Below are 21,373 nucleotides of genomic sequence, written 5' to 3' on the forward strand. Positions count from 1 at the left end.
TTTTCTTATCTCAGAACAGCATGAATAAACTTTTCCAAAGTTTTAAAAATCAACTTCACATTATTCTCAACTTAGCGAAAGTTAACAGCAGTGTCTTTTCACCAAAATTCTCAAATTCAATGGTTGCTTTTCTGTTCGCCCCTTGAACATCCATTTTCTTAACCTCTCCAAAACCAAATTTAGGATGTTCTACTTTCATTCCTGTATCTAAAGTACGAGTATCACTAGGAGCAAAATCAGGTGATGGAGTATGTAGTTTCTTACCTGGAGGAACTGCTTTTCTTTCCGTTTTCCTTTGAGCTACTAAGTTTTTAGCATAAACACTATTACTACTACCATTATTCAAATCCCCCATAGGTTCAGACCGATTAAATTTCCGATCTACTTTAATATAAGCAGGATCTATCTCCTCTATAAATCGGCTTGGCTCGCAGTTTTTCAATCTTCCAAAACGATAACGGGTTAAGGCATAGCTTAAAGTCACCTTTTCCATAGCTCTGGTCAATGCCACATAAAACAACCTTCTCTCCTCCTCCAAGTCGGCACGGCTATTCAACATCATCTGCGAAGGAAAAAGATCCTCTTCCATTCCCACTATAAACACATGTTTAAATTCCAGTCCCTTTGCAGAGTGGATGGTCATCAAGTTTACATGGTCGTTATTGTCTTTATCTTCATTGTCGGCATCGGTCAATAAAGCCACATCAGCAATGAAAGCTTCGAGGGATTTATCTTCTTGCTGTTCGTCATCCACGAATTCCTTGATTGCGTTGAGCAATTCCTGAACGTTCTCGTAACGATTCAGCCCTTCAATGGTTTTATCATCATATAACTCTTTTAGCAAACCACTTTGCTTAGCAATAAAAGCTGCCGTATCATAAGCATCTGCTTTCTCTAGCCTAATTTTGAAGGTTTTGATTAGAGTGACAAAATTATCAACGGCATTGGCGGCTCGGTTAGGGAGCACTCTCTGGCTCTTTTGCAGTACGTCCCAGATTCCCAAATCATTTTCAAAAGCCGCTACCACTATTTTATCTACAGAAGAAGCTCCAATTCCTCTTTTGGGTAAATTGATAATCCTTCTGAATGATTGTTCATCATTATGGTTGATGGTAAATCGTAGATAAGCTAGTAAATCCTTGATTTCCTTTCTTTGGTAAAAAGATAAACCTCCGTAGATTCGATAAGGAATATTGCTTTTTCTAAGAGCTTCCTCCATCGCACGGGATTGGCTGTTGGTTCTATAGAGAATAGCAAAATCCTTATTCTCAAGTTTTTTGTTGTTCTTGTCTTCAAAAATAGAAGAAGCTACTAGCCTTCCCTCTTCATTATCAGAAGTAGATTTTATCAAATGCACCAACTCGCCATCATCATTTTGCGTCCAGACCTTTTTCTTAAGCTGGGCTGCATTTTTCAGGATAACCGAATTAGCTGCGTTTACAATATTCTGAGTACTTCTATAATTTTGCTCTAATTTAATCACCCTTAAATCAGGATAATCTTTTTCGAAATTCAAGATGTTTTGAATGTTGGCACCACGAAAGGCATAAATACTCTGGGCATCATCTCCTACTATACAGATATTCTGATTTACTGCAGAAAGACGTTTGGTAATTAAATATTGAGAAATATTGGTGTCTTGAAACTCATCTATCATCACGTATTTAAATCGCTGTTGATACTTATTCAGCACATCCAGATGATCACGAAATAAAACATTGGTATTGAATAGTAAGTCATCAAAATCCATTGCCCCTGAGCGGAAACACCGCTGCACATACTCTTTGTAGATGGCTCCCATTTTAGGTTTCTGGGCTTGCTCATCCTCGGAAACATAAACTGAATTGTTCATGTAATTCTGCCAGGAAACCAGATTATTCTTGGCTCCTGAAATTCTGCTATAGACTACATTTTGCTTATAGACTTTATCATCCAATCCCATTTCCCTAACAATTGCCCTTATCAAAGATTTGGAATCTTCCGTATCGTAAATAGTGAAATTGCTTGGATATCCTAATTTATCGGCTTCTGCTCGTAGAATTCTGGCAAAAACCGAGTGGAAAGTTCCCATCCATAAATTACGGGCATCAGTTCCCACTATTTTTTCAATTCTTTCCCTCATTTCCTTAGCAGCTTTATTGGTAAAGGTCAAAGCCAAAATGCTAAAAGGATCAACATTTTTAACGGTTATAAGGTGAGCAATGCGGTAGGTCAGTACTCGTGTTTTCCCAGAACCAGCACCAGCAATGATCATGGTAGGGCCTTCCAAATTCTCAACTCCTTCTCTCTGCGGGGGATTCAAATGACTTAAATAATCCATAGGGCAAATTTATAATCTAATTGCCAAGGAGCATCGAAAAGCGGTGGGAAATATTGAAAATATTTTGGTCGGTACTAGCTGGGAAGCTCACCAGCTGGTAGAGATAGTAATGGAGCTACTGCAGGAAATCATCATTATGCTTTTACTTTTCCCAGACAACCTCTACAAAGCTAGAATTTTCATAAAATTTCACACCATCAATTTCGTCTGAGCCAGCCAAGCCTCCTAAAAAACCCAGTCGATTACATTTTGAGTCAATCACTTCGATGCTGCCATCAGCAATGCAGCTACCCTTTTCCAATAGATACACATTTGACCCTTGAAACTTATATAAGCTTATCTGAACGCCATCTTCGCACGAACTCTCTTTCAGTTCACTTTTTTTGTCATTCAAGCAGCTTGGTTCTAGCTTTTCTTCTTTACAAGATACGATTGTTAATGTCACCAAGATTAACAGGATGGATAGCTTCTTCATTTATTCAATTTTGATTCAAACGATTGGAGATAGTTCGATATTGTAAGATTGAATTAATAAAGAATTGAATTTTAAGAAGTGTTTTTTAATGTCGGCTACCTTAGAATAATTACTTCCAGAAATTCTTTGTAGTTATCTTGTGCTTTGTTCTGTAGTATTAACGACTACAAAATCATTACTACTGCTCATGGAGAAAGACTAGTCAAGAACTTGAACGGTGTACCTCCAGAATTTCGTTCGCCAAACTGCTTCTTCAAATTCCTAAATTCCTTTTTTTGGTTTGTAGGAAATACATTTCTAACAGCATTCAAGTTTTTGATGTTGCTTATCAAATCTACCTCTAACCGGTCATAAGGTAAACCGATCATAGCACAGATTTCTTCCCCCAATAAATACGACATCATCGTTTCGGTAGGAAACGAAAATGGTAAAGGTTGACTCTTAATATAATTTTGCAAATTTACCGCAAGTAGTGCGCCTTCTGTCGAATAAGTGAAATTTCGACTCTTTATTTTCTTGTCTAGTATAAAAGCCTCTTCATTACTATCTGGCAACCAATCCTGTTCTACTCCTAACATTGCCCCTATCCCATTCCAATAGCGGATATAAGCTTGTGATTCCTTTGCAGAAATAGAATAGCCTAACTTTCGTAGACCCCGAATAGCAATTAAAGAAAAGGAAAGATTTGTACCAGCCATGTCTTCTTGATTGACAGGAGTTCCCTGTTCATCACTCCACTTATCACTATGCAATAAATGATAGCGAATTGCCGCATGCATTAAGCGGACTTTGGCAATGCTAATAAACCCCTTTCCTTCTGGTTTAAACGCTTCAGGACTGCAAACATCAAATACGAACTCCGCAGTTTCCGTTAATCGCTTCTCAGGCTGCTCATATATTCTTTTAGAAAAACTCAACACTTTAGCTCCTTCCGCTGCAGCATAGCAATAGGGTAAGGAAAGCATTCCCAGACATAGCATGATGGCCGATGCGTGTTCAACATAAAATTGAGATCCTTCTGCTGCAACTTTGTCTTCAATTTGATAGCTCTTGATGGTTGCAAAGTAGCTTTTTAAACCTTCAGGAAATTGATTCGGAATAGGCTGATTGTTAAATACCAGTTGATTGTAAGCAGTATTAGACAAAGGATTAAATCCGCTATCAAATAAATCTTTTACAGTTTTATCTGCTAAAACATCAGCTGTTTTACGAGCTATATCGAGCGCTTTGTTGGGATATTTTATTGCTTGAGTTTGCACATTATGCTTAACTAAGAACTGGAGAAAATGATTTGATAAATTAACAGAAACTTTAAATGGAATTCATTCTTATTAATAAATTCTTAGTGACATGCTAAGGCAAGTTCAAGTTAACTCGTCTAAATTGTAAAAAACTTCGCTAGTATTCATTACTCAATAAAATCAACTAAAGCAAATTCTAAATATTCTTAAAAATCTCAGGAGACTGTCTAGAACTAATGATATCTATTGTAACTATCTTATTGTTATTTTCTTTATAGAGTAACTTGTAGTCTCTTACAATTATCCTTCTATACTCTGGGTTAATATCATCGGGCTGATATTGTTTAGAAAAATAGATGGCTTTTTTTGCGACAGCTAGAGGTTTCTCTTTAAAAAATTCGTAAATCTCTTTTACGGAATTTTTTGCTTGATTTGACCAAATTATTTCAAATTCCTTCATTACCAATTTTCAGACTCTTTTTCTAAATCAGCTTGAGAAATAAATTCACCAGAACTAATTTGAGCTTCTGGAATTTCAAGTCTTTTATTGTATTCAGAAATTGTTAATGGTTTACCCTCAGTTGTATATCCTACAATAAGTTCTTCCTCAAGTAATTTTTCAACCTTTTTCAAAAGTTTTGAATCATTTACTGTCATCAACTTCTGCATTAAATCTAATTTTGTCTCTTTTATTCCCATCTTAAAACCTTTTACTAAAAAAAATAAATTTAATAATTCCGGAAAATTAAAAACACTCCCTAATTTAAATAAACACCTACTTCTCAATATCCCCCATCTGTATATTAAGCGCTTTTACACTGATTTGGATTTCAATTATGGAAAGCAATAAGGAGATCATTAGCAACACTAAGGAAAAACCGAAAATGATGCTTCCTGCCATTTGATATTCTTGGTAAATGGTAAACATGCTCACTACACAAAAGAACAAAGAGGAAATCCCTAGTAATTGCATATTACGAATGAGAATAACTCTCTTTTTTAAGTTAGAAATCTGAGCTTTAATTTTCACATCCTTTTCTGTCATATAACGAGCATGTAAACTTCTAATCAAATTAGCAAGAGCTAAAAAGCGATTCGTATAAGCTAAAAGCAGCAATGAGATTGCAGGAAAAAGTAAAGCTGGTGTGGTTAGGGAAATTTCCATTTCAACTTACAAATTCATCTTTTTCAATTCTGAAACCGCAAAATCAACTGCTCTTGCGGTTAATGCCATGTAAGTCAAACTTGGATTCTGACAAGCAGATGAAGTCATAGCCGAGCCATCGGTTACAAAAACATTAGGTACTTCATGCAATTGGTTATGCTTATTTAACATAGAGGTTTTAGGATCTCTCCCCATTCTGGCAGTTCCCATTTCATGGATGCCAAAACCTGGAACAGCAGGCAAGTTCACGGCTTCAATATTTTTACCACCAGCAACTTCCAGCATTTCTTTTCCCGTCTTCATCATGTCTTTTCGCATTTGCTTTTCATTGTCCTTGAATTCGCAATCGATATGCAAAGTCGGTAATCCCCATTTATCTCGAACATTTTCATTTAGCGTTACCTGATTGTCTTCATAAGGCAAAGTCTCACCAAAAGGCATAAAAGACATTTCCCAAGGACCAGGCTTCATTAAAGCATCTTTAAATTCTGCCCCGAAACCTGCCAATCTGTTTCCATAGCCCCAACCTACTCTATTTCCTCCTCCTTGAAACCCATATCCTCTTATGAAATCAGGATGTTGAGTTTTTATATTTTGAAAACGAGGAACATAAATACCATTTGGTCTGTAGCCGGTATGATATTTATCCTTAAAATCATCAAATTCAGCTTTGACATAAACCTCAAAATGATGATCCATTAAATATTTTCCTAATGTTCCGCTTGTATTTCCTAATCCATCAGGAAAACGGTCGCTTTTAGAATTCAGCATTATCCAAGTGGAACCTAAGGTAGAAGCACATAAGAATATGACTTTAGCATAATACTCATGGTATTCATTGGTTTCGGCATCAATTATCCGAACTCCCTTGGCTTTATTCGTATTTTCATCTAAAATTACCGATTCCACTATTGAATGCGGCCTTAATGTCATATTCCCAGTAGCAGAAGCTGCTGGCAAAGTAGAAGCCTGACTGCTAAAATAACCACCAAAAGGACAACCTCTGCTACATAAATTTCTGTATTGACATTTGGTACGATTATGTTTGTTTTGAGTAAGATTGGCAGTTCTACCGATTGTCATGAATCGGTCATCCCAATTTTTCTCTATAGCTCCTTTTACTTTTTCCTCCACACAATACATATCCATGGCTGGTTGGAATTTACCATCTGGCAATTGTGCGTAGCCTTCATTTCTACCCGAAACCCCTACAAACTCCTCCACTTTATCATACCAAGGCGCTAAGTCTTCGTATCGAATGGGCCAGTCAACTGCAATTCCATCTTTTGCATTAGCTTCAAAATCCATAGGGGCTAATCGGTAACTTTGTCGTCCCCAAGTTAAAGACCGTCCTCCTACGTGATTTCCCCGTAACCAGCGAAATTCTTTATTATCAGGATGTGTATAGGGGTTTTCTTTGTCATTTACCCAAAAATGCTTGGAACCTTCGTCAAAAGCATAGGTTTTACTTTGAACATAATACTCTTCCTGCACTTCCTGAGATTCTTTTCCCCTGTGTTCAAATTCCCAAGGAGCTTTATTCATGGTAGGATAATCCTTGATATGCTCTACATTTCTGCCTCGCTCCAGCACTAAAGTCTTCAATCCTTTCTCGCACAATTCTTTTGCTGCCCATCCGCCTGAAATTCCTGATCCCACTACGATGGCGTCATATTGATTTTTTTCTTTACTCATTCTTAAAAATAATTTCCTACTCTTAGTTTTTGATCTAATTTCATGGGTTCACAACCTACTAATTGAGAAGGCACAGGTTGATAATCCAAATGCTTGGTCATTATTTCTTCTGATGTGAAATAACCTAAAAGTACCAGCTCTTTAAGCATTAAAAAGAATGGTTTTTCTTGAGGGGCTGAATCGAAAGAAAGGTGCTGAATTTCGCTCTCCAATCCGTATAAAAAATCATATTGTTCTTTACTTTCTAGATCTGTAAACAACTTGCCATTTTTTGCTTCACTGTTTTTTTCAAGTTCTTCAAGACCCTTTAAAAACTGCTTCTGTTCTTTTTTGCTGTAGACTTCTGCCACCATTTTATCAACAAATACATCAACCCCAACATCTAATGCTCCTGGAGTATCTGTCTTGGGCAAAATCTGATTGGTTAAGGCCGCAACTAGTAATGCTTGCTTCTCATTAAAAAACTGAGGCTTCCAGCCTAATGGTTTCTTGCTATCACATGATTGAACTAAATGCATCAACAATGGCGAAGTAGCAGCAAAACCTAAGGCTAAACCTGTTTTCTTAATCGCTTCTCTTCTGTTCATTCCCTAAATTATCTTAATCAAATTTAATAATAAGTAAGTTATTGATTAGTTTCAAGCAATAAGAAATTAAATAGAAGAAAGTTTTTATAAAAGGGAAATTAGTACTTCGAATTTTCCTAGGGTTGGTGTTCCGCCAATCATGGGGACAGAAGAACAAAACTACCTTTGTCGGTGTGCCACCGACCTACATCTATTTAACCATAAAAATACAAAATTATACCATGAGCAAAATATTAAAAATGGGCATGATTGGAGGCGGACCAGGTTCCATGATTGGGGATATTCATAGAATTACAGCCACTACATCTGGAAAGGCGGAATTGGTTTGTGGTGCATTCAGTTCATCCAAAGAAAAATCCTTGCAAAAAGGAAAAGAACTTGGGCTGGATGAAAGCAGAATTTATGGAAGCTATGCCGAAATGGTTGAGAAAGAAGCTCAATTAGATGAAAAGGATCAAATGGATTTTGTTGCAATAGTTACTCCTAATCATTTGCATTTCGATGCTGCAAAACTAGCACTTGAAGCAGGCTTTCATGTCATATGCGATAAACCCTTGGCTTTTGATTATAGTGAAGCTTTGCAATTCCAAAAGGTAGTAGCAGAGTCAAAGGGACATTTTGCCATGACTTATACATACAGAGGTTACCCGCTACTGGAAAAGGCAAAGGAGGTCATAGATTCAGGACATTTGGGAGCCATCAGAAAAGTAAAAGTTGATTATTCACAGGGCTGGTTGTCTCAGTTGATAGAATCAGAAGGTCATAAACAAGCTAGCTGGCGTACTGACCCAAAAAAATCTGGGAAAGGCGGCACTATTGCCGATATTGGAACACATGCTTTTAACTTGCTAGAATCAGTTAGCGGTTTACAAGTAAAATCGCTTATGGCTGATGTTTCTATTTTAGTAGAAAGCCGGAAAATTGATGATGACACCAATGTTTTATTAGAGATGGAAAACGGTGCCAAAGGTTATTTATCTGCCAGCCAAATTTGCACAGGAGAAAATCAGGATTTGAGCTTGAATATTTACGGTAGCAAAGCGGGATTAGTATGGAATCACAACGAACCCAATTTGCTCACTATCAAATATCCAGATTTTAGGGAAGAGTCAATTAAGGGACTAGATCATGAAATTGGGGAAACTAGTGAAGTCAATATTCCGGGGCATTCTCCTTACTTCACAGAAGCTTTTCAAAGGATATATGAAGGCTTTTTTGACACTATTTTAAATGAAAATAGTAAAAAGGATTTTGTGAAAGCGGGAATAGAAGATGGCGTGAGAGGAATGTTGTTTATTGAGAAAGCGATTCAGTCTTCTAATGAAAGGAAGTGGGTGGAATTGTAAAATTCAATTACTTTATATTGATTAAAATTAACTATAATATTATGAGATTCCATTTTATTTTGGAATGACATTCTATTCTATCATATTAAAAAACTCAATAAATGAGTATATAGTTAATTTAAACTCATACTTGTGTTCTGTGCGTCATCCTCGCAAAGGCGGGGATCTTCTAATTTTAATCACAGATTAAAATATCGAATAAACTGGTTGTTTAAATCTAAAATAATTTAAAATCCATCTATAAAATTGCTGAAACAAAGTTTCAGCAAGACCAGATCCCTGCCTTCGCAGGGATGACGCACGGATTAAAACAAGCAATAAATGAAAAAAAAATCTCTTATTCAGCTGAATATGCTAATTCCGAGAAAGGTGGGTACTGTCATCTACAAAAATTAAAGAATTGAATACAATCCAATTTCCCATTCAATTTCACCCTCCTCTAAATTTTAAATCGTAATTTCGCTTTTTAATTAAATCATAATAATGAAACCAACAGTAGACCCGAATAATTTTAAATTTTCAGAAGATATTCAAGTGCGGTGGACGGATTTAGATCCATTGGCACATGTTAATAATTCCATTTACATTCAATATTTCGAAATAGCTCGAGGCAGATATATGCTGCAAGCATCCCCTAGCTGGGATTGGCACAAACATATGTTTTTGCTCGCCAATATTAATTGTAGCTATCTGCAAGAATTAAAAATCGGAATGGCTAAAACCAAATGCTGGGTGCGAACCAAAGAAATGGGCAAGAAAAGCTTTGTGTTGGAATATATGATTACCACTGAGGACAATACAGTTCATACCGTTGGAACTTCTATACAGGTGATGTTTGATACCAAGAATAAAACCACCATCGAGATTCCTGATTGGTTAAGAAATGAGCTAATGGCTTATGAAAAAGAAGGAAGCATAGAAGTAAAATAGATGCCAGCTGACAAATAGGCTTTAAAATAAAACTAAAGAAGGCCTTAAGTCGTTGTTTGAGAAAAATTCATAATATCATGATAAGAAATACAGCAATTGTAATCCTAAGCATATTATTCTTTGCATGTGCTGCAGAAAATAAAAAATCTGATAAAACAGCAACTGAAACTAATGTTATACAAAATACCGCAGCCTTAGACACCGCTTATTTTGCTGGTGGTTGTTTTTGGTGCGTTGAGGCATCATTTGAGCAAATAAAGGGCGTTAGAGAAGCAATCTCTGGTTATTCAGGGGGAGAAGAAAAAAATCCATCTTACAAAGAGGTGAGTTATGGAAGAACTAATCATGCGGAAGCCGTGATGGTTTTGTATGATTCGTCTGTGATCAGTTATGAAACGTTGTTAGAAATATTTTTTGTTGCTCATGATCCTACTCAATTAAATAGACAAGGACCAGATGTTGGAAAGCAATACCGATCTGCCATTTTCTACCGCAATTCCACTGAAAAGAATTTAGCTTTGAAGAAAATGAATGAATTGGCTTCGAAATTTGATAATGAAATCGTGACTGAATTGACTGCTTTCACTAAATTTTGGGAAGCGGAAGATTACCATCAGGATTATGAAAAGAAAAATCCTAATGATCGTTATATCGTGAATGTTTCAAAGCCTAAAATTGATAAAGTAGCGAAGGAGTTTAAGGATTTATTGAAGTGATAAAAGTCTAGATTCTAGAACCTAGAGGCTAGAATCTAGACTAAAATCATAATTATATAAGGTCTAAAACTTTTTCAGGCGGTCGTCCTACCACTGCCTTATCGCCATTAATGAAAATAGGCCTTTCGATCATCTTGGGTTCTGCTATCATAGCTTCAATCCATTTTGAATCTGATAAATCTTTCCCCTTATATAATTCTTTAAAAACCTTTTCATTTTTGCGCAATAAATCTTCTGCTTTCATATCTAATTTCTGAAGTAGATCTTCTAATTCAGCATGAGTGGGTATGTTTTTCAAATATTCAACAATTTCAGGCTCAATTCCTTTTTCTTGCAGTAGTTTCAAAGCCTCTCTGCTCTTTCCACATCTGGGATTGTGATATAGTTTCATGTGTATATGTTTTAATTTATAAGAGTCAATACTTGTCCCGTACCAGAGATCGGGATGGAATCTTTGATTAAAAATTCATCTTCGGTTTGTGTAAAATTCGAACCTGAATTTTTAATGTCGATTTCATAGTTTTCAATTTTAAGTAAAGTATGTTCCTTATTCTTCGGAATTTGTTTACAAATGTTGTATTACAGCCCTAATAATTATGCTCTTGGGTGAAATTCCTTTAGCGTTTGACTTAAATAATCCCTGTCCAAATGCGTATAAATCTCAGTGGTGGTGATGGATTCATGCCCCAGCATTTCTTGCACTGCTCTAAGATCAGCACCTCCTTCAATTAAATGTGTGGCAAAAGAATGACGGAAAGTATGCGGACTTACATTTTTCCTAATTCCTGCCATAACACATTGCTTTTTAATCATGGTGAAAACTGAAATTCTACTGATGGCTCCACCAAAACGATTCAAAAAGACGATATCTCTGGCTTCAGGTTTGGGCTTTTGATGTACTCTTACCTCAGTAAGGTAAATTTTTAATTGTTTGGCTGCAGACTTTCCCATCGGAACTAATCTTTCTTTGCTGCCCTTCCCGATTATTCTCAAAAACCCTAGATCAAAATAAGTATTGGAAATTTTGAGACTGGTTAATTCGGTTACCCTTAAACCTGATGAATATAAAACTTCCAGCATAGTCAAATCTCGCTGGCCATTTGCTGTACTTCTATCGATGGAAGAGATTATTTGTTCGATTTCATCAAAGCTCAAAACATCTGGTAATTTCCTTCCTAGTTTGGGAGCCTCCAGCAGTTCCGCTGGATTATCTTCGATGATATCTTCGAAAACTAAATATTTATAAAAGCCTTTGATTCCCGAAACCACTCTAGCCTGTGTATGGACTGTCATGCCCAATTCATTTACATATTCCAGAAAATTATGTAAATCAGTAGAAGAAACTTGCAAAGGGTCTACATTTCGATTGGAGATATCCAAAAACTGTTTTAGCTTTATCACATCATGAACGTAGGCGGCAACCGTATTTTCTGCCAATGAACGTTCTAATTGTAAATAATTTTTATATTCAGTTAAAAATACATCCCAAGCCATAATCGAAAGTAATGCAAAAAAGGAAAATCATCATCATAAACGGACCTAATTTAAATCTTTTGGGCAAAAGAGAACCTGAAATATATGGTGGGGATTCTTTCGAGGAATTTTTCAAGAAATTGCAAAACAAAAACCCTGAGTTTCAACTAGAATATTATCAATCCAATATTGAAGGTAAATTAGTAAGCAAAATACAACAAGCGGAAGGAGAAGTTGATGGAATTTTATTGAATGCTGCTGCTTATACGCACACTTCTGTTGCCATTCATGATGCTATAGGTGCCATAACAGTTCCTGTAGTGGAAATCCATATTTCCAATATCTATAAAAGAGAAGAATTCAGACACAAAAGCATTATATCTTCAAAATGTGTCGGCATGATTTCAGGGTTAGGGTTGAAAGGCTACCAGTTAGGTTTGGAATATTTTAAATCAACAAATAAATGAAGATAGCAATAATAGCTCACGATGGAAAAAAACCTGAAATGGTTTCCTTCCTCAATAAAAACAAAGATAAGCTTAAGGAAATTTCTTTAGTGGCGACTGGAACTACGGGTAAATATGTGGAAAATACAGGCTTAAATGTAGAAAAATTGCTTTCTGGCCCAATAGGTGGTGATGCACAAATTGCAGCACTTTCCGCTGAGAAGAAATTAGAAATGGTGCTCTTTTTCAGAGATCCGCTTGGCAAACATCCTCACGAACCCGATGTGCAAATGTTGATGAGGATTTGCGATGTCCATAATATTCCAATTGCTACTAATCCTGCTACGGCTCAACTACTTATTGATGCTTTTTGGAGCAAACAAATGGAATAAAATATTATTGACTGGTTTTCAGATATTTAAATAAAAATATTCGACCAATGCTATTGCTAAAGCTTATAGATAGTACTATCTTACCAATAACTATAAACTTTTCATGCTATGGCAGAACGCGAATTTATTCAATCAGGCACAACCGGTCCCCGTTTAAAGTACATTTTCAAAATCTTTAATAGCTATACAAGTGGCTGGATAGTTTCTGCCCTGCTTCTAACGGCTGCTTATGGCTACTTTTTTCAGTACGAATTTTTACAAGAATCGGGTCCAGTAAAATTAGCACTTACATTAGGTGGCGAATTTCTTCTAGCCCTTCTCATCACCGGACTGATCACCTTATACATTTATGATAAGAGACAGACTGATATGCCTATACAACGTGTTTTCCCAGTAGTGATTTGGGGTAGAAAGTTTTTAGTGAAAGTAGGCCCACTTTTACGTCAATATTTATTTTCAAACGATCAAGAAGAAACACCCTACAATAGAATCACCAGAAACTGGATTTATGCTACTTCAGCAGGAGTCAGCAACACCATTGGTTTTGGTAGCCAAATAGACATGGATAAAGTAGGCACAACGCTCATCATGCCTGCTACATTTACCAATACTAAAACCAAAACAGGAGACGAAACCGGTCATTTCTATAAAAAAGTTATCGGTGAACACACTGGCGTTCAAACCTATACTTTGAAGCACTTTGTACACATTAGCGCTATGTCTTATGGCGCGCTTTCCTATAATGCACATGCTGCATTGAGTAAAGGAGCTAAAATGGCAGGAATTCTGCATAACACTGGCGAAGGATCATTGGCACCTTGCCATGAATATGGCGGTGCAGATTTAGTCTTCCAGATTGGAACAGCTAAATATGGAATCAGAACAGAAGATGGGAATATGGATGACAATTTATTGAAAGAAATGGCCGATCATCCCCAGGTGAAAATGTTTGAAATCAAATTGGCACAAGGAGCAAAACCGGGTAAAGGTGGAATGTTGTTAAAGGAAAAAATCACAGCCGAAATTGCCCAGATAAGAAAAATCCCAATGGGAAAAGATGCCTATGCTCCAGCAAGACATAGAGAATTTTCTGATGTGGCAGGATTATTTGATTTCATCGATAAGGTTAGAAAAATCACCAATAAACCTGTAGGAATCAAAATGGTTATAGGTCATACCGTAGAGATTGAAGACATTGCCAAGAAAATGAAAGATGAGCCAGGCAGAGGACCAGATTATATTGTGATTGATGGTGGAGACGGAGGTACAGGAGCCTCTCCACACGTTTTAAGTTCTTATGCCGGTTTACCTATGAAGCAAGCTTTAGCGGTAGCAGACTGGGCTTTAAGACACAATGGCGTAAGAGATAAAGTAGTGCTTTTTGCCAGCGGTAAAATTGCTACTACCATCGACATAGCCGTTGCCATGGCATTGGGTGCAGATGCCGTTTATATTGCCAGAGGCTTTATGCTTTCATTAGGCTGTATTCAAGCCTTAGAATGCCATACCAACTCCTGTCCTACAGGCATAGCAACTCAAAACAAGCGCTTACAAAAAGCCTTGGATATAGAGGCTGCAGCCAAAAGAATTGCCACTTATGCCGATGCGCTCTATAAAGAAACCCAAATGCTTGCAGAATCATGTGGCTATGAAAGCCCTAATCAAATCACAGCAGATGACATCATGGTGGTGACTTCACCGGGTCATTTAGATTATTTATCCGAACTACAAGGCATATCAGCCTTTGAAGCCAGTCAGGAAAGAAGATTGGCTAAAGAAAAAAACATGAGTGTTGGAGAAATGAAGATGCGAGGAGAAAAGGTTTAAAAAATTTAACCCAATGAGCACACTCCACAGAGTCAGATTATTTATATTCAATATTAGTTTTATTCTGTTTACTGACAAAAAGAAAAACACAATTCTATGTTTTGAAGTTTATTGAATGTATTTTCATAACTTCTATAAAGTAATTCAAAACAAGACTAAGACAGCATGATAATAAGTACCGATAAAAGCATAGGAATATGAAACTGAAAAAGACATTTGAGCTAGTAAATTCTAATGTATTTTTTTAAAGCACACGTGATCCAATATTAAATTATCATGTAAGCTTTTTCATTCTTCCAATTTATTTGAACCACTTTAATAATGAAATATTGATTATCCTATCGAATAAAACTAAACAGAACTTTAGAAACACAAGCTGTGAGTCTACTCGACTATCTAGAATCATAGTTTTGTTGGTTTTGATATTATGCATAGGCGATGATGTTTCTAGTCAATTCTACCCTGCAAAATTATATTCCATCCGAGACGGTATGCCTACAAATGCCGTCTATGATATTTCTCAATCGCCAGATGGTATTTTGTGGTTTATGACCTCCAAAGGTGTTGCTACTTACAACTCACTTAAATGGACACTTTATCCTGACAGTCTAAAACTTCCAAGTTCTCCGTATTCTTTCATTAGGTCTCTTGAAGATGGATCAATTTGGGTTGCTGGCCAAAATAGTGATGGCTTTATGATTAGTTACTTCAAAAATAAGAAATGGCACTCTGTCAATACAAAAGAGATTGGTGAAATAAAAGGTAAATTTACTTTCGATGTCAAATTGAAAAATGAGAACTATTCCGTTGTAATCGGCAATGAAGATTATCTTAAAATTCTAAATACCTCTGAAGATAAGCTCACAAAAGTTCTTCTCCCTAATCATCGGACTTTACAAATACATGCCGTTTCTTTCAAAGATGAAAATATTTACATTTCCAGTTCTGAAGGGCTATTCGTATTCAATGAATCAGTAACAGCTCATGCCGTGAATAAGTTAATCGCACCCCAAAAGCAAATCTTACAAATTGATTGGGATGATGACGACTTATATTTATTGGGAAAAAATTGGGTAGGGCGCTATAAAAATAATGAATTTGAGTATCTAAGCAATAATACCGGGGTCAGCAATGTTAGCCAGTTTAATAAGCATAATTTAACAATCGATCAGTTTGGAAGAGTATTTTTCAGTAGTATGAGTTCAGCTCGTTTTTTGAATCCTGCTTCTGGAAAAAGCGAAATATTGTTCGTGAACGGTCGAATTTTCAATGCAAAAAGCAACAAAATATTTGTAGACAATGAGAATAATATATGGGTTGGAGATCACCGAGGACTCTTCAAGTTTAATGTATTAAGATTCCAAAATTACAACGAGAATATCGGTTTAGCTGACGATGAAGTTACCGCTATCTCTACTTATCAAGATCAACTTGTTTTAGCTAATAAAACTCATTTAAACTTGCTAGAGCAAGGTACTATTAAAGAGAGAATCGCATTGAACTATGAACCTGACATGAGAATACTTGATATTGCATATGATGGCCAAAATGTACTTTACATGGCCACCAATTCAGCTGGTTTGCAAGTATATGATGGCAAGACGGTAGCTAACATTAACTTACCAGGTCTTACAGAAAAGAGGATCACCACAGTGGAATTTATCAAAGATCAATTGTTTTTTGCTACTATTGATGCTCTATTCTCCTATCAAGCAGGAAAAATCACAAAAGAAGCTGAACTAAGTGGCATTAGAAATATCAGTGCTTTAGATTCAGACAGCATTGCGGCAGTTAGCACCAACAAAGGAATCTATTTTTACCAACCAAAAACACAAGCCGTTCACAACGTTACCTCTAATTCTCTTAATTACCGAAATGTATATAACATCTGTAAATGGAAAGGACAATACTTTGTAGGTACTAGTGGCGGATTGGCTGTAATTACAAACAACGAAATTATTCCCTATTTCACAACTGAAAAATTGAATGGGGTTGCTGTGTATAGTTTATTTGTAAGTATTAATAATAAATTATGGATAGGCACAAATGAAGGAGTATTCATATGGGATGGGCAGAAACTGACCAATTATAACAGATCTCATGGTTTAATTGGTGACGAAATCAATAGAAATGCATTCCTTCAAATCAATAAAGATAAAGTTTGGATAGGTACAGAATTAGGTGCTTCAGTATACGATTATACTAAAGACATTAGCCTGGAAATTATTCCAAATCTAAAGATTACAAAAGCAGCGACTTTAGAGGGACAAGAATTAAATGAGAATACTAACACTGTAAACTATAATGATAACACTATAGAATTTCAATTTATTGGAGTATCATATTTTGATGAGAACCAAATAAAGTACCGGTATAAATTGGTAGGCTTCGATGATGAGTACCTTTACATCAATAACTCCAATTCCAATTCTATACGATATACTAATTTGCCCCCTAATAATTATGAATTTCAGGTACAATCTAGCATTGATTCCGACCATTGGAGTCCTCCCAAAAGTATGAGTTTCACAGTTGAAAAACCATTCTATGCCACTTACTGGTTTCTTACTTCTTCTATTCTGGCTATTATTATCATCCTTTATATCATTTACAGAATTAGATTCAATCTTATACTTCGAAATCAGGAGAAGCTTAAAAAAGAGGTGAGCCAAAGAACCCAGGAAATTCAACGAATGAATAGTGAAATTCAAGCACAAAATGAAGAGTTACTGAGTCAAACCGAAGAAATTGCCACTAACAATGAAAGATTAGAGGAGATTGTTCAGGATAGAACTCAGAAGCTTCAGGAACAAAATGAAAGACTATCAAAGTATGCCTTTATGAATTCTCATGAGTTGAGAGGGCCAATCTGTAGAATGATTGGACTATTGAATGTATTAAAAATTTCAAAAAGCACAGATCATAAAAAGCTCTTGAGATTGATCCAAGAAACAGGCTTAGAACTAGATGCAATCACCAGACAAATCAATCAGACACTAAGCACCGTGGATCTCAATGAAGTATATGAATCAAATAGTATAGAAAACATTAATGTCGAAATTAGCGATAATAAAACATCACAGAAGTAGAAGCTTTCCTTTTGCAGGCCTAGGCCTGCCTGTATCACAAGATTGATTCTAATTCAACCTACATGAGCTATCTTATAATTGGATATCAATATTATGTTCCCCCGTTTTAGACTGTGCAGTCCTACAATTACTTTCCGGTTGTAATATTGAGAGTACTCCTTAAAAGTGTACTATATACGGATAGAAGATGATAAAAGCATTTATTAAAGCAAAGATTACAGCAAAACCTACGGCACCAGCAGCAATATCCTTTATCACTCCTATTTTTTCGTTATAGTCAGGATTAATAAAATTGCAAGTAAGTTCAATCGCTGTATTTAGGCTTTCTACGGTCAACACCAAACCAATGGAAAAAACTAGGAACATCCATTCAATCCTTGAAATGTTAAAATATATACTGATTGATAAAAAGAATAGTCCAATTATACACTGGGTTATGATGGCATGTTCAGTTAAAAGCAAGCGCGACATACCAACGAAAACATACTTAATACTTTTTAACCTGCCAACGATGAACTTTTTCATGAATATTTATTTTTAGTAAAATTAAAAATTTCTCCCATTGTAATTGAAATAGCAATAAAGAAAATCGATTATTACAATTTTCGATTTCGAGCCGAGCGGTTCTCATCCGCTGGAAAATTCGTGCATAAAAAAACCTCCAACAGAAAAATTAACTGATGGAGGTAAAAAAAAGAGGTCACGAGCGGATTCGAACCGCTGTGGATAGTTTTGCAGACCACTGCCTAGCCACTCGGCCACGTGACCTTATTTGCTTTTGCGATTGCAAAAATAGACATATTATTGCGCTTGTCAAATAGAGAACAAGAATAATTATTAAATAATTTGACTTACTATATGACTAGTTCTATTTTTATTTGACTACATCTCTTTATTACTCTAAAGCAACACCTACCAAACCCACTCAATACTATTAAGTTAAGCTTTAAAGCCTAATCGCTCCTGAAAAATAACCTTGGTTATTTTCCTTTGAGTTCTCGTCTCTTTTGTGGTGTAAATTTGCTACCGGTTGTTCAGATTAACAAACATTACTTTTTTACCACAAAAGATTCAAAAGAAAACAAAAGGTTTCTCGCTGAAGCGATAAACTTGATAGTAAAATATTTTTAACTTATTAGCATTGGAACCCTCAAGGACAGTCGTTCAGATTTAAATCAGTAAAAACAAAAAAACCACCCACTTTTCAGCAGATGGCTTTCACATATATTATTAAGAATTAAGAATTAAGAATTACTCCTTATCTTCTTTTTTATCGTCAGCTTTTTTCTCTTCAGCTTTGTCCTCTTTCTCGTCCGCTTTAGCTTCTTCCTTTTTGGCTTCTGCTTTCACTTCATCAGCTTTTGGCTCTTCCTTCTTAGCTGCTTTCTTTGCTTCAGCTTTTGGCTCTTCCTCTTTCTTAGGAGCAGCTTTTTTCTTGCTTCCGCCTTTAGCATCATCTTCCATTTGTGTTTTCAATGCATATAATGCATCTAAATCACCTAATGTAGAAGAAGAAGCTTGTTGCTTAGGAGCTGATTTCTTCTTACCACCACCAGTTGCTGGCTTCTTCTTAGGAGCTGCCTCTTCAACTTTTGAGTGTGTATGTAAGTGAGACAATACAATACGCTTGTCATCTTTTGAGAATTCTAATACTTGGAATTCTAAAGACTCACCTACTTCTGCCATAGAATCATCTGCTTTCTTCAAATGCTTAGTTGCAGCAAAACCTTCGATTCCGTAAGGAAGCTCAAGGATAGCACCTTTTTCGTTTTTGTTCAACACAGTACATTTGTGCTTAGAACCTACAGTAAATACTGTCTCGAAAGTATCCCAAGGATTTTCTTCCAATTGCTTGTGTCCTAATGCTAATCTTCTGTTATCAACATCAAGTTCTAAAACAACTACGTTCAATTCCTCTCCTACTTTCACGAATTCAGATGGGTGCTTGATTTTCTTAGTCCAGCTTAAATCAGAAACGTGAACCAAACCATCAATTCCTTCTTCCAATTCGATGAACAATCCGAAGTTAGTCATATTTCTAACTACTCCTTTATGCTCAGTACCAACCGCATATTTAGTTAATACTTCTTTCTTGTTCCAAGGATCTTCAGTCAATTGCTTAATGCCTAATGACATCTTACGCTCTTCTTTGTCTAAAGTAAGCACAACGGCTTCTAACTCATCTCCAACATTGATGAAATCTTGTGGATTTCTCAAGTGCTGTGACCAGCTCATTTCAGAAACGTGGATCAAACCTTCAACACCTGGAGCGATTTCCAAGAATGCACCGTAATCAGCAACATTAACAATTTTACCTTTCACTTTAGAACCTACATCAAGGCCTTCAGCCAATGAGTCCCAAGGGTGAGAAGTCAATTGCTTCATACCTAAAGAAATACGTTTCTTGCCTTCGTCAAAGTCTAATACTACAACTTTAACTTTTTCGTCAAGCTTCAATACTTCTTCTGGGTGGTTAATTCTACCCCAAGAAATATCTGTGATGTGTAATAAACCATCAACACCACCAAGGTCAATAAATACACCAAAGTTGGTCATGTTTTTGATCACACCTTCTAGAACTTGTCCTTTTTCAAGGTTGTTCAAGATTTCAGCTTTTTGCTTCTCTAGATCTTTCTCTATTAATACTTTGTGGGAAACTACTACGTTATCGTTGCTGTAGTTAATTTTCACCACTTTTACTTCCATTTTCTTACCTACAAAAACATCGAAGTCGCGAATTGGCTTCACGTCAATTTGAGAACCAGGCAAGAAGGCTTCAACACCGTGTACATCCACGATTAAACCACCTTTAGTTCTTCTTTTTACTAATCCTTCGATGATTAGATCTTCGTCAAGTGCTTTTTGGATTTTATCCCAAGCACCTACAATTTTTGCTTTTCTTCTGGATAAAACTAATTCTCCATTTTGATCTTCACGCTCTTCAACGTAAACTTCCACTTCGTCACCGATTTTTAAATCAGGAGTATCACGGAATTCATTGGTAGGAACCAATCCATCAGACTTGTATCCAACATTTAATACTACGTCACGATCGTTGATCGCTACCACAATACCTTTTACTACTTCCTGCTCAGCCAAGTCAGTAGCAACATTGTCATACATTGCTGCTAATTCTTCTCTTTTTGATTTTGAGTAGCCTTCGCCAAATCCTTTGGTTTCAAATGCTTCCCAGTCGAACTCTTCGTTCTTTACGTTTTCTTGATTTTCTGCCATAATGTGTCAGGGCTCTTTAATTACAATGTCAATCCGAGCCAAGATTGCCATCGTTTTGGTTTACAAATACTTATCTACTCAGATAAGCCCATTCACTCGAACGGATTGCAAAGGTACGATTTATTTGGAAAGTCACAATATGTTGGCACTCAGATAATAAAAACATTTGATTTTTAACCACTAAGTTTCTCTAAGAATTTCGCAATGGTCACTAAGGTACTTCTTTGTAAAACCACCACCTGTTTCTTTCAACCACTAGAATCCTCAAAGCTAAACTCAATGCTACGCAATGAGGGTTAGCACATGTCAGACAATCTACTTAATCAGCCAATTTTATAATCTCGTTTTTCTAGTCTTACACAACAAAATTTAATGATAAAGTTAGTCTATGTCGGACATTTTATTAACACAGTTAGAATATTCAAGATATTTAGCGA

The 21,373-nt window shown here is 36.1% G+C and carries 19 protein-coding genes and 1 tRNA gene; 7 read left to right on the forward strand and 13 right to left on the reverse strand.

Features of this window, described 5'->3' with window-relative positions:
- Window positions 1-55 precede the first annotated feature (55 nt).
- From FTRAC_RS04215 to FTRAC_RS04250, 8 genes are all read right to left on the reverse strand, one after another.
- The gene (locus tag FTRAC_RS04215; protein ID WP_013452990.1) at window positions 56-2,320 is read right to left on the reverse strand and encodes an ATP-dependent helicase; all 2,265 of its coding nucleotides are present in this window, start codon (window positions 2,318-2,320) and stop codon (window positions 56-58) included.
- A gap of 142 nt (window positions 2,321-2,462) precedes the next feature.
- Window positions 2,463-2,795, reverse strand: a complete 333-nt coding sequence (locus tag FTRAC_RS04220; protein WP_013452991.1) for a DUF6970 domain-containing protein — start codon at window positions 2,793-2,795, stop codon at window positions 2,463-2,465.
- Window positions 2,796-2,980: 185 nt separating this feature from the next.
- Window positions 2,981-4,054: an oxygenase MpaB family protein gene (locus FTRAC_RS19160; RefSeq protein ID WP_013452992.1), complete on the reverse strand. Its 1,074-nt coding sequence runs from the start codon at window positions 4,052-4,054 to the stop codon at window positions 2,981-2,983.
- Window positions 4,055-4,232: 178 nt separating this feature from the next.
- Window positions 4,233-4,496 carry a type II toxin-antitoxin system RelE/ParE family toxin gene (locus tag FTRAC_RS04230; RefSeq protein WP_013452993.1) on the reverse strand — a complete coding sequence of 88 codons (264 nt, stop codon included), beginning with the start codon at window positions 4,494-4,496 and terminating at the stop codon, window positions 4,233-4,235.
- Window positions 4,496-4,735: a hypothetical protein gene (locus FTRAC_RS04235; RefSeq protein ID WP_013452994.1), complete on the reverse strand. Its 240-nt coding sequence runs from the start codon at window positions 4,733-4,735 to the stop codon at window positions 4,496-4,498. The genes FTRAC_RS04230 and FTRAC_RS04235 overlap by 1 nt, the downstream gene beginning before the upstream one ends.
- 76 nt (window positions 4,736-4,811) lie before the next feature.
- Complete coding sequence (locus tag FTRAC_RS04240; protein WP_013452995.1) at window positions 4,812-5,201, reverse strand: DUF2721 domain-containing protein; 390 nt, start codon at window positions 5,199-5,201, stop codon at window positions 4,812-4,814.
- Between the two features lie 6 nt (window positions 5,202-5,207).
- Window positions 5,208-6,896 carry a GMC oxidoreductase gene (locus FTRAC_RS04245; RefSeq protein WP_013452996.1) on the reverse strand — a complete coding sequence of 563 codons (1,689 nt, stop codon included), beginning with the start codon at window positions 6,894-6,896 and terminating at the stop codon, window positions 5,208-5,210.
- Window positions 6,897-6,898: 2 nt separating this feature from the next.
- Window positions 6,899-7,483 (reverse strand): gluconate 2-dehydrogenase subunit 3 family protein, encoded by a 585-nt coding sequence (locus FTRAC_RS04250; protein WP_013452997.1) that lies wholly within the window; start codon window positions 7,481-7,483, stop codon window positions 6,899-6,901.
- A 221-nt stretch (window positions 7,484-7,704) separates the two neighbouring features.
- On the opposite strand from FTRAC_RS04250, the gene FTRAC_RS04255 reads away from it, so the two are divergent.
- The 3 genes from FTRAC_RS04255 (at window position 7,705) to msrA (ending at window position 10,475) form a co-directional block, all read left to right on the forward strand.
- Window positions 7,705-8,829: a Gfo/Idh/MocA family protein gene (locus tag FTRAC_RS04255; RefSeq protein ID WP_013452998.1), complete on the forward strand. Its 1,125-nt coding sequence runs from the start codon at window positions 7,705-7,707 to the stop codon at window positions 8,827-8,829.
- 483 nt (window positions 8,830-9,312) lie between these two features.
- A complete protein-coding gene (locus FTRAC_RS04260) occupies window positions 9,313-9,759 on the forward strand; it encodes an acyl-CoA thioesterase (protein ID WP_013452999.1) in 447 nt (148 codons plus the stop codon).
- A 77-nt stretch (window positions 9,760-9,836) separates the two neighbouring features.
- Window positions 9,837-10,475: a peptide-methionine (S)-S-oxide reductase MsrA gene (gene msrA / locus FTRAC_RS04265; RefSeq protein ID WP_013453000.1), complete on the forward strand. Its 639-nt coding sequence runs from the start codon at window positions 9,837-9,839 to the stop codon at window positions 10,473-10,475.
- Window positions 10,476-10,527: 52 nt separating this feature from the next.
- Here the strand turns inward: msrA and arsC are convergent, their stop codons facing one another.
- Window positions 10,528-10,866, reverse strand: a complete 339-nt coding sequence (gene arsC / locus FTRAC_RS04270) for an arsenate reductase (glutaredoxin) (protein WP_013453001.1) — start codon at window positions 10,864-10,866, stop codon at window positions 10,528-10,530.
- A 203-nt stretch (window positions 10,867-11,069) separates the two neighbouring features.
- Window positions 11,070-11,969 carry a site-specific tyrosine recombinase XerD gene (xerD, locus tag FTRAC_RS04275; RefSeq protein WP_013453002.1) on the reverse strand — a complete coding sequence of 300 codons (900 nt, stop codon included), beginning with the start codon at window positions 11,967-11,969 and terminating at the stop codon, window positions 11,070-11,072.
- Window positions 11,970-11,980: 11 nt separating this feature from the next.
- On the opposite strand from xerD, the gene aroQ reads away from it, so the two are divergent.
- The 4 genes from aroQ (at window position 11,981) to FTRAC_RS04295 (ending at window position 17,702) form a co-directional block, all read left to right on the forward strand.
- Complete coding sequence (aroQ, locus tag FTRAC_RS04280) at window positions 11,981-12,415, forward strand: type II 3-dehydroquinate dehydratase (RefSeq protein ID WP_013453003.1); 435 nt, start codon at window positions 11,981-11,983, stop codon at window positions 12,413-12,415.
- Complete coding sequence (locus tag FTRAC_RS04285) at window positions 12,412-12,786, forward strand: methylglyoxal synthase (RefSeq protein ID WP_013453004.1); 375 nt, start codon at window positions 12,412-12,414, stop codon at window positions 12,784-12,786. Before aroQ ends, FTRAC_RS04285 begins: the two co-directional genes overlap by 4 nt.
- Before the next feature lie 108 nt (window positions 12,787-12,894).
- Window positions 12,895-14,613 carry an FMN-binding glutamate synthase family protein gene (locus FTRAC_RS04290; RefSeq protein WP_013453005.1) on the forward strand — a complete coding sequence of 573 codons (1,719 nt, stop codon included), beginning with the start codon at window positions 12,895-12,897 and terminating at the stop codon, window positions 14,611-14,613.
- 410 nt (window positions 14,614-15,023) lie between these two features.
- On the forward strand, window positions 15,024-17,702 hold the full coding sequence (locus tag FTRAC_RS04295) for a ligand-binding sensor domain-containing protein (protein WP_148230038.1): 2,679 nt from the start codon (window positions 15,024-15,026) through the stop codon (window positions 17,700-17,702).
- Window positions 17,703-17,861: 159 nt separating this feature from the next.
- Here the strand turns inward: FTRAC_RS04295 and FTRAC_RS04300 are convergent, their stop codons facing one another.
- The 3 genes from FTRAC_RS04300 to rpsA all read right to left on the reverse strand — a co-directional run bounded on the left by FTRAC_RS04300 (window position 17,862) and on the right by rpsA (window position 20,936).
- Window positions 17,862-18,227 (reverse strand): diacylglycerol kinase, encoded by a 366-nt coding sequence (locus tag FTRAC_RS04300; protein WP_013453007.1) that lies wholly within the window; start codon window positions 18,225-18,227, stop codon window positions 17,862-17,864.
- Window positions 18,228-18,399: 172 nt separating this feature from the next.
- Window positions 18,400-18,470 (reverse strand) — tRNA-Cys (locus FTRAC_RS04305).
- 483 nt (window positions 18,471-18,953) lie between these two features.
- Window positions 18,954-20,936 (reverse strand): 30S ribosomal protein S1, encoded by a 1,983-nt coding sequence (gene rpsA / locus FTRAC_RS04310; protein WP_013453008.1) that lies wholly within the window; start codon window positions 20,934-20,936, stop codon window positions 18,954-18,956.
- Window positions 20,937-21,373 lie beyond the last annotated feature (437 nt).

The sequence above is a fragment of the Marivirga tractuosa DSM 4126 genome, from assembly GCF_000183425.1.
Classification (GTDB): domain Bacteria; phylum Bacteroidota; class Bacteroidia; order Cytophagales; family Cyclobacteriaceae; genus Marivirga; species Marivirga tractuosa.